The sequence below is a fragment of the Sphingobium sp. TB-6 genome, assembly GCF_012927365.1.
GTDB lineage: Bacteria > Pseudomonadota > Alphaproteobacteria > Sphingomonadales > Sphingomonadaceae > Sphingobium.
Genome location: NZ_JABBGL010000013.1, coordinates 118,545 through 126,345, shown reverse-complemented (window position 1 = coordinate 126,345; position 7,801 = coordinate 118,545). Strand labels below are relative to the sequence as shown.

10 protein-coding genes and 1 tRNA gene are annotated in these 7,801 nt (G+C 63.6%); 3 read left to right on the top strand and 8 right to left on the bottom strand.

Annotated features, from left to right (window positions below):
* Positions 1 to 194: 194 nt before the first annotated feature.
* On the bottom strand, positions 195 to 428 hold the full coding sequence (locus HHL26_RS24620) for a helix-turn-helix transcriptional regulator (protein ID WP_066561042.1): 234 nt from the start codon (positions 426 to 428) through the stop codon (positions 195 to 197).
* Between the two features lie 100 nt (positions 429 to 528).
* On the opposite strand from HHL26_RS24620, the gene HHL26_RS17295 reads away from it, so the two are divergent.
* Positions 529 to 783 (top strand): hypothetical protein, encoded by a 255-nt coding sequence (locus tag HHL26_RS17295; protein ID WP_145907448.1) that lies wholly within the window; start codon positions 529 to 531, stop codon positions 781 to 783.
* A gap of 397 nt (positions 784 to 1,180) precedes the next feature.
* Here the strand turns inward: HHL26_RS17295 and HHL26_RS17290 are convergent.
* Positions 1,181 to 1,272 (bottom strand) — tRNA-Ser (locus tag HHL26_RS17290).
* A 230-nt stretch (positions 1,273 to 1,502) separates the two neighbouring features.
* Between HHL26_RS17290 and HHL26_RS17285 the strand changes: the two genes are divergently transcribed.
* A complete protein-coding gene (locus HHL26_RS17285; RefSeq protein ID WP_066561048.1) occupies positions 1,503 to 2,315 on the top strand; it encodes a DUF1134 domain-containing protein in 813 nt (270 codons plus the stop codon).
* 4 nt (positions 2,316 to 2,319) lie between these two features.
* Here the strand turns inward: HHL26_RS17285 and dinB are convergent, their stop codons facing one another.
* The 3 genes from dinB to HHL26_RS17270 form a co-directional block, all read right to left on the bottom strand.
* Complete coding sequence (dinB, locus tag HHL26_RS17280) at positions 2,320 to 3,402, bottom strand: DNA polymerase IV (RefSeq protein ID WP_066561058.1); 1,083 nt, start codon at positions 3,400 to 3,402, stop codon at positions 2,320 to 2,322.
* 72 nt (positions 3,403 to 3,474) lie between these two features.
* Positions 3,475 to 3,999 (bottom strand): DUF177 domain-containing protein, encoded by a 525-nt coding sequence (locus tag HHL26_RS17275; protein WP_066561060.1) that lies wholly within the window; start codon positions 3,997 to 3,999, stop codon positions 3,475 to 3,477.
* Positions 3,996 to 4,511: a ubiquinol-cytochrome C chaperone family protein gene (locus HHL26_RS17270; protein ID WP_066562093.1), complete on the bottom strand. Its 516-nt coding sequence runs from the start codon at positions 4,509 to 4,511 to the stop codon at positions 3,996 to 3,998. Before HHL26_RS17270 ends, HHL26_RS17275 begins: the two co-directional genes overlap by 4 nt.
* An 88-nt stretch (positions 4,512 to 4,599) precedes the next feature.
* Between HHL26_RS17270 and HHL26_RS17265 the strand changes: the two genes are divergently transcribed.
* On the top strand, positions 4,600 to 5,169 hold the full coding sequence (locus HHL26_RS17265) for an outer membrane protein assembly factor BamE (RefSeq protein ID WP_066562092.1): 570 nt from the start codon (positions 4,600 to 4,602) through the stop codon (positions 5,167 to 5,169).
* A 39-nt stretch (positions 5,170 to 5,208) separates the two neighbouring features.
* Here the strand turns inward: HHL26_RS17265 and HHL26_RS17260 are convergent, their stop codons facing one another.
* The 3 genes from HHL26_RS17260 to HHL26_RS17250 are packed head-to-tail and all read right to left on the bottom strand — an operon-like array spanning position 5,209 to position 7,801.
* Complete coding sequence (locus tag HHL26_RS17260; RefSeq protein ID WP_066561062.1) at positions 5,209 to 6,123, bottom strand: NAD(P)-dependent oxidoreductase; 915 nt, start codon at positions 6,121 to 6,123, stop codon at positions 5,209 to 5,211.
* Positions 6,120 to 7,103, bottom strand: a complete 984-nt coding sequence (locus tag HHL26_RS17255) for an ATP-grasp domain-containing protein (protein ID WP_066561064.1) — start codon at positions 7,101 to 7,103, stop codon at positions 6,120 to 6,122. The genes HHL26_RS17260 and HHL26_RS17255 overlap by 4 nt, the downstream gene beginning before the upstream one ends.
* Positions 7,100 to 7,801 carry a metallophosphoesterase family protein gene (locus HHL26_RS17250; protein ID WP_237229852.1) on the bottom strand — a complete coding sequence of 234 codons (702 nt, stop codon included), beginning with the start codon at positions 7,799 to 7,801 and terminating at the stop codon, positions 7,100 to 7,102. The genes HHL26_RS17255 and HHL26_RS17250 overlap by 4 nt, the downstream gene beginning before the upstream one ends.

Sequence of the window (7,801 nt, the reverse complement as noted above, 5' to 3'; positions counted from 1 at the left end):
TCGGGCTACGCCCGCCCTCCGCCGCACGCAGCGCAAGGCCATCTTCAACAAACCAGCATCATATTATCTGAAAAGGGGGTCCCTCTTCGACGCCGATCGGGGGTCCCTTTTGAACGCCGTTTGACAGGCAGGTCAGCGTCGAGCAGTTCAAAGATGCGCTACGACCCGACTGGATTGCATAATCATGGATGGCCTCATTCCATCAATAATCCGAGTTTGACATCCAACGCCTTTGCGATCTTCTCCACGACATCCAGAGACGGGTTGCGTTTCCCGCTTTCGATTTCGCTTATGTAACTGCGCTTCACATCTGCTTCGAAGGCAAGCTGTTCCTGGGTCCAACCTTTTTGCGTTCGAACCCCATATGCGGCAGTCCAACCTTCCGATGGAGTGACGGCAGGTACCTCGAGCGAGAATGCGCAAAGCACATTTGATTCGAATCGTTCAGTCTCCGAATCAAAATCCCTGCTCGATGTAAGGCCCCATACTGGGTTGGCGAATGCGAATGCCGATCAAAGGAAGATTCTTGTGATCGCACTACTCGCTATTTCGGTGGTTTTGTTCTTGATCTTCATTCGGTTGGGTTCAGCGCTGGATTACAGCCGCTCGATGATGATCCTCCCGCTCTCGGAGGTGCCCAATCCCAACGCTTTTCTGCCTTTTCAAAAAGCGACGTATAGCTGGGGTATTGTGGCAAGATATGGCCCTCTGGGCGTTGTGCTCGGGCTCGTTGTGCCGATTACGCTGAGCTTCACCGCGCTTTTTGTTAAGCGGGCGAACTGACTATCAGGACGACGGTTAAGCGGCGGTGCCGAATGTCGCGTTGAATAGGTCGCGCTAATCCCGCCGTTTGTAAAAGGCGTGTGTCAGGAAAAAAGCACACCTTTTGGATAGTCCTTCGAAAAAATCCCAAAAATTCTGCGAGACATCATGAACCCCCGTCCCCCATTGCCGAATCTAAATCCCCCTCCCGGGGGCCTCTAGAAACAAGAATCCCTTCTAGTCCGCTCCGGCGCAGTAGTCCCTTCCCTGCATTGGCGACCAATCACAGATAGGCAAAGGAAGTCAAAGAAGGCTGGACTCGTGGCATCGAACTTTCCGGGTCAGTGTGGGGCCAAATGTGGGGCTTTAAGATCGGGGAACAAAAAATGCCCCGATCTCAAGTGGATAGGGGAAAAGGTGGCGGAGACGGAGGGATTCGAACCCTCGGTAGCCCCTTAAGGCTACGACGGTTTAGCAAACCGCTGGTTTCAGCCACTCACCCACGTCTCCGCACGAATTCGCCCACCGGATGAGGTGAGCAGTGGCTAGATGTCGGCCTATAGCGGCGGCTTTCATGCATGGCAACGGTCCGCAGCGGAGAAAAATCGCGCTTATTTCGAAAAGAGGATTCGGACTGGCGCGGAATCGACTCGGGTCGCCGTTCGTTCATTGTCGTTTCAGCTTGTTCCCCGATAATCTGAAATATGGTTGAAGTGCGGGTTCTTTGGGGAGTAGCGGGCATGATCGGGATTTTGGGGCGGGTATCGGCCCGCGCAGCGCGGGCGGGCGCTCTGGCGGTCGCGCTGGCGGGCATGACGCTGGCGCCGGTCGCCGCACAGGCGCAAGTGCGCACCGTCGATCCCAACAGCGCCATCGATTCCGACCTGGCGCCCGTGCCGCAGCAGAACAGCACGCCCAGCGATCCGGGCATCGATCCCGACGTCCAGTCGGGCAGCAGCGCGCCCGCCGACAGCGGCGCGCCCTATAATCCGCCCCCGGCCGCTTCAGACTCCACGGCGACCGGCGCGCCAGTGACGGCCAACTCTCCCCCCGCGGCGATCGCTCCCGGCGATTCCTATCAGCAGGACGACCTGATCGGCGCGGCCGAGGGAGTGTTCGGCAAGGGCGCGGCAGGGCTGGCCGGCATCATCGAGAAGATCCTGAAGGATCAGGGCCGGCCCAATGCCTATATTGCCGGGCGCGAGGCGTCGGGCGCGTTCGTCGTCGGCCTGCGCTATGGTTCGGGCACGCTCAATCACAAGATCGAGGGCAAGCGCGAGGTCTATTGGACCGGCCCGTCCATCGGCTTCGACGTGGGCGGCAATGCGGCCAATACCTTCGTGCTCGTTTACAATCTCTACGATACCCAGGAACTTTATCACCGCTTCCCGGCAGCCGAGGGCACGGCCTATCTGGTGGGCGGCTTCACCGCCAGCTATCTGCGCTGGGGCAGCGTGGTGCTGATCCCGATCCGGCTGGGCGTGGGTTACCGGCTGGGCGTCAACGCCGGTTACATGAAGTTCACCGAGAAGCGGAACTGGCTGCCCTTCTGAACCGTCAGAGCAGGAGGCGGAGCTGTTCGCCCGCCTCCCCGTCCGGTTCCTCCTGATCGAGATTGTGGACGCCCAGACCCAATAGCCGCGCCCCCATGCGTAGCGGCAATTGGGCGCGCAGCAGCGCCCGGCCCGTCTCCGCCAATATGTCGGGCGAGCGCACCGGGCCGCCGAAGCTTTTCGACCGCGTGATGATCCTGAAATCCGCGAACTTGACCTTGAGCACGACCGTCCGGCCATAGGCGCCGCTCTTTTCGATGCGGCTCCAGAGGTTGACTGCGATCCTGTCGATTTCCGTGATCAGCGCGTCCTCGGTCGTCAGATCGTCGAAGAAAGTATCCTCGACGCTGACCGATTTGCGTTCCTGCCGTTCGTGCACGGGGCGGTCGTCCTCGCCCCGCGAGGCGCGATAATAATAATGGGCGGCGCTGCCGAAATGATGCTGGAGGAAGGCCAGATTGCGAGCGCGCAAATCCGCGCCGGTTTCTATGCCGAGCGCCTGCATCCGCTTCGCCGTGACCGGCCCCACGCCATGGATGCGCCGCACCGGCATGTTCGCGATGAAGGCCGCCCCTTCCTCCGGCCGGACGACGCAGATGCCGTCGGGCTTGTTCTGGTCGGACGCCAGCTTGGCGATCAGCTTGTTATAGGACACTCCAGCCGAAGCGGTGAGCCCGGTTTCCTCCCGGATCAGGCGGCGGATTTCCTCCGCTATGCGCGTGGCCGAAGCGATGCCCGGCTTGTTCAGCGTGACGTCGAGATAGGCTTCGTCCAGCGAAAGCGGCTGGATGATGTCAGTGAAGCGCGAGAAAATCTCCCGCACCTGCGCCGAAACAGCGCGATAGACCTCGAAACGGGGGCGGACGAACAGCAGGTCGGGGCAGAGCCGCCGCGCCCTGGCGCCGGGCATGGCGGAGCGGACGCCATATTTGCGCGCTTCATAGCTGGCCGTCGCGACTACGCCGCGCGGACCGCCGCCGCCGACCGCCAGCGGCTTGCCGCGAAGGCTGGGATCGTCACGCTGCTCGACCGACGCGTAAAAGGCATCCATGTCGATATGGATGATCTTGCGCGGCGGGACTTCCATGGTCCGCGCTTATGCCACAGGGCGGAACGGAAGGGAAACGGAAGCCGCTCCTCAGCACCGCCCGCGCCAACCTCATTTCTTGTCCTTGAGCGACAGCAGCGCGGCGAAGGGACTGGCTTGCTCCTCGCTCAGCACGCCCGCTTCGCGCAGGATGCTGTCAGCTTTAGGCGAGCGCGGGTAGGGCGTCATGGCCAGCGCCACCGTCTCGGCAACCGCTTCGCCCATGTCGATGACCAGGCCGTCGAAACCTATTGTGTCGCAATCCTCCGCGTCCAGTTCCAGCTCGTCCGCTTCGGGCACCTCTGCGCCTTCCTTGACGAAGCGCAGGAGGAAATCGGTATCCACCTTTTCAGGCACCGCCACGCTGGTCGCGACGCAGGGCTGGGCCAGCGCGGCACGCACCCTCCCCTTGGCGAAGATAGCGCCATTTTCTTCGCTCAACGCATAATCCGCCTCCAGCCGGTCGAGAGCGAGCAGATGGAAGCGCTTGGCCAACGCCTCGCGTTCGGCGGCGTCGGCGGTGATGGTCACCGGCTGCGCATGGCGGGCAAGCTGATCGATTCGGACAGGCCGCGAAAATTCGGGAACAGCGTTCATCCAAGGTCTCCCGCCGTCAGGGCATCGCGGCTGAGGCAGCCGAGCCTGACCCAGCGCGAGCGCAGATGCGATTCGACATGAGCCAGCGCATCGGCGGACGGCGCCTCGCCACGATAGAGATTGCGCGCGATCGCTTCGCTGAGTTCCGCTTCGCCCGACAGCGCCGCGCGATAGGCCGCAAGACGCCCGCCCAGCGCGCTCACCATGCGGCCGATATGCTTGCCCACGACGACATCGCCAATGCCCTCCTGCCGGAGCTGGCCGTCCATATCGTCCACGAACAGCTCGGTCAGCCAGACGCTTTCCTGGCGTCCGCCCTGCGCCTCCAGCCGCATCAACGCTTGCGCGAGGATGGCGACGATCATGTCGAACCGCCCGTCCATCGTGTCGGGAACCTGCCCCTCCACATACCAATGGGGCTGCCGACCTTCCGCGACGATGGCGTTATAAAGGGTACGCATCGCGTCCTTGGGGTCGCTCTGTGCGAACAGACGCTGAAAGATGCTGGGCATGACTGTGACTGTTTCCTGGCTGAACCGAACGGCGGCCCCTTGCCGAGGCCCGCGCATTTCCATATTGATCGCCCGGCCGCCCGATGCAATGGCGGCTTTGTTTTTCGGCAAGGTCCGGGGCGTGCCCCCGCAGGAGAAGTTCATGCGCCAGTTCAGCCGCCAATCCCGCACCGGGCGGATTTTGCTTGGCGCAGGCCTTTGCGCGCTGCTTCTGGGCGCGTCGGGCTGCACCCGCATCCGCACCCATCAGGGCTATCAGGTCGACAAGCTGCTGGTCGATTCGGTGCAGCCGGGCATCGACAACCGCGCATCGGTGGAAGGAACGCTGGGCCGGCCGAGCTTTACCGCGCAGTTCGGTGACCAGGACTGGTATTATGTGTCGCGGGACATGCGCTCGCTCGCTTTTTCAAACCCCAAGCCGGTGTCGCAGACCGTGCTGCACGTCCGCTTCGATGCGGCCGGCAATGTCGTGGCTGTGGACCGCATGGGACTGGAGCAAGTCGCGAAGATTTCCCCTGCGGGCGACAAGACGCCGACGCTGGGCCGCCATCGCAGCCTGTTCGATGAGATTTTCGGCAATATCGGCGCGGTCGGCGCCGGCGGCATGGGCGGCGGTGGCGGCGGCAGCAACACCGGCGGCGGCCCGAACGGTAGCTGAAGGGCAGTATAGCATGTCATCCCGGCGGACGTTGGGGTTTCATCCTGCCCTATCACCTGAGATCCTTTGCATCGACGCCTTGAGCATCGTTGCAACGCCCTGCTCCAAGGGCATCGGAGAATAGCCCAACGCCTTCAACCGGTGGATATTGAGGGCAGGAAATCCGCAATCTTCCCTCGCTCCGGCCTCATGCACCACCGATACGCCACTGCGCTCTGCCAACAATTGCGCCAGTTCCGCGATAGTGGTGCATACGCCGCTCCCGACATTGAACGGCCCGGCCCTGTCGCTGGCCAGCAACAGCAGCATCGCCTTCGCCACATCCTCGACATGGACGAGGTCCGAACCGAACGCTCCCGTGCCATGGATGCGGATCGGCCCGCCATTGGCTGCGGCTTGCGCCATAGCGCCAAGCGCGCCGCTCTGCTGACCCGGCCCATAGACCGAAGCCAATCGCAGCGTCTGGAGCAGGACGTCCTCCCCCCGGCAGCGCTCCGCAGCATAGATTTCCTGGCCGACCTTCGAACCGAGATAATAGCCCCTGCTGCGCGGAAAGAGCGGCGCATGCTCATCCGGCGGCTCGGTGGCCGGGGCATAGGCATTGGCGCTGCTCGCCTGCATGATCCGCCCCACGCCCGCCCGCAGCGCTGCATCGACCAGTTTGAGCGTAGCAAGCACATTGATCCGCCAGCAGCGCTCCGCTTCGGCCGGATCGCGATGGTCGGAGGGAATATGCGCGGCAAGATGGACCAGCGCCGTGCAACCGCCCAGCCCCGCGCTCTCGACAGCCGAAAGGTCGAGAAAAGCCCATTCATCCACCGGATCAGCGTCAGGCGGACGGCGACGGGCTAGGTGGCGGATGCGCCAGCCTTTTCGGCGCGCGGCCACCGCGAAATGACGGCCGACAAAGCCCGAACCGCCGGTCAGGGCCAGCAAGGGAGCGTCGCCGCTCATTGCACCGCGTCGATGCGCTCCTGCGGCACGAACATCTCGTCCAGATAGCGCAGGATCACCCCCGACCGCACCGGCGGCTGCACGATCGGCGTGCCATGGAGCAGTTTCCGCACGCACATCTCCACCTCGTTGAAGCCCGCCATGGCGCGCAGCGGCGTCGTGCCGGAAAAGCGGGCATTGATTTCGAACACGCGGGGAGTTCCATCGGGATCGGTGCGGAACTGGAAATTGGCGGGACCATAGGGTTGCAGCGCCCGGCCGAGCGCCCGCACCTGTTCGTTCAATTCGGGATAGTCGGCGGCATAGGCGCGATAGGTGTTTCCGTCGCGCAGGTCGCGGCGCATCACGATCGACGCCTGCACCTCGCCATCGAAGACGAGCGTGCTGGCGGTGAACTCGCAATCGGGGTCGCCGACGCATTGCTGAATGACGAGACCGCTACGCCCTTCCCGCGCCAGCGCCAGTTCGGCGCGATCATGGACGAGCGATACGCCGACCGATCGGGCGCCGATGCGCGGCTTGACCACCAGCGGAAAGCCGACATGGGCGATCAGCGCCTCTACCGCTTCCTCATCCTCGGCGGCGGCCGAAGCGGGGTGAGGCAGGCCCACGCTCGCGAAGAAGCGCGCGGTTTCCAGCTTGTCGTCGGCAATGGCGACGACGCGGGGATCGCTGACCAGCACATGCGTCCCGAACAGCGCCTCCAGCCGGTGCCGTTCCGCCGCGAACCAGGACAGCTCGACATCGGTGCCGACCAGCACGGCATCGGGCCGCTCCCGGTCCAGCAACTGATGGATTCGGTCGCCAAAGGCCGGGTCATTGGCGAAGGGCAGACGATAGGCGCCGTCCGCCCAATAAAGGCCCGCTGACAGCGGATTGGGATCGGCCGCGATCACGCTGCACCCCAATGTCGATTGCCGCAGCGACTTGATGATGCCCTGCCCCAGGACCGCGCCCGCGCCGGTGACGAGAATCTTCATGCGAAGAATCGGCAGAGCCGCTCCTGCGTGGGCGCGGACAGGGTGGTGGCGCGGATGGCGTGCATCTGGTCCTCCGGATCGAAATCGATGTCGCGGCTTTCGATGGTCACAAAATCTCCCCTGATTTCGATCATCGCCCATTTCGGCGTCCGGTCCCGGTCGTCGCGGGGCTGACCGAGCGAGGCGAGGGTGAAGATGGTGGCGGCGTCGCAATCATAGCGGCGATGCCGGTGAACATGGCCGAACAGGCCGTAGCGAAAGCCGCGCACCGCCACCATCGCGGCGGCTTCCTCCGCCTCCTGCGCCGAACGGATATAGCGCCAGTCGCCAAAGTCGAAGGGATTGGCATGAGCAGCGAACAGCGGCCCCTGCGACCAGCTATCCCGCCAGTCGAATGCCTTCATGCAGCCGGGAGGAATATGGGCGTCGGTCCAGTCGATGCTCTCGCGCAGCCAGTCGGGCAGGTCGGCGCGAACGGCCTCCGCCGCGGGCGATTCCTGGTAGAGCAGGTCGTGATTGCCCCGGACCAGGACCGCGCCGTCACGCGCCGCCGCGCCCTGCACCAGTTCCAGCGTCTCCAGCGGCTGCACGCCATAGGTGAGGAGATCGCCCAGGATCAGCATCCGGTCGAATCCTTCCCGCCGCGCAGCGGTAAGGGCCAGTTGCAGCGAATCGCTGGCGGCATGGATATCGGTCAA

Bases quoted from the DNA above. Each gene is read 5' to 3' on its own strand.
- HHL26_RS17285 (WP_066561048.1), top strand. From the start codon at position 1,503: ATGATCGGGATTTTGGGGCGGGTATCGGCCCGCGCAGCGCGGGCGGGC.
- dinB (WP_066561058.1), bottom strand. From the start codon at position 3,402: ATGGAAGTCCCGCCGCGCAAGATCATCCATATCGACATGGATGCCTTT.
- HHL26_RS17275 (WP_066561060.1), bottom strand. From the start codon at position 3,999: ATGAACGCTGTTCCCGAATTTTCGCGGCCTGTCCGAATCGATCAGCTT.
- HHL26_RS17270 (WP_066562093.1), bottom strand. From the start codon at position 4,511: ATGCCCAGCATCTTTCAGCGTCTGTTCGCACAGAGCGACCCCAAGGAC.
- HHL26_RS17265 (WP_066562092.1), top strand. From the start codon at position 4,600: ATGGCGGCTTTGTTTTTCGGCAAGGTCCGGGGCGTGCCCCCGCAGGAG.
- HHL26_RS17260 (WP_066561062.1), bottom strand. From the start codon at position 6,123: ATGAGCGGCGACGCTCCCTTGCTGGCCCTGACCGGCGGTTCGGGCTTT.
- HHL26_RS17255 (WP_066561064.1), bottom strand. From the start codon at position 7,103: ATGAAGATTCTCGTCACCGGCGCGGGCGCGGTCCTGGGGCAGGGCATC.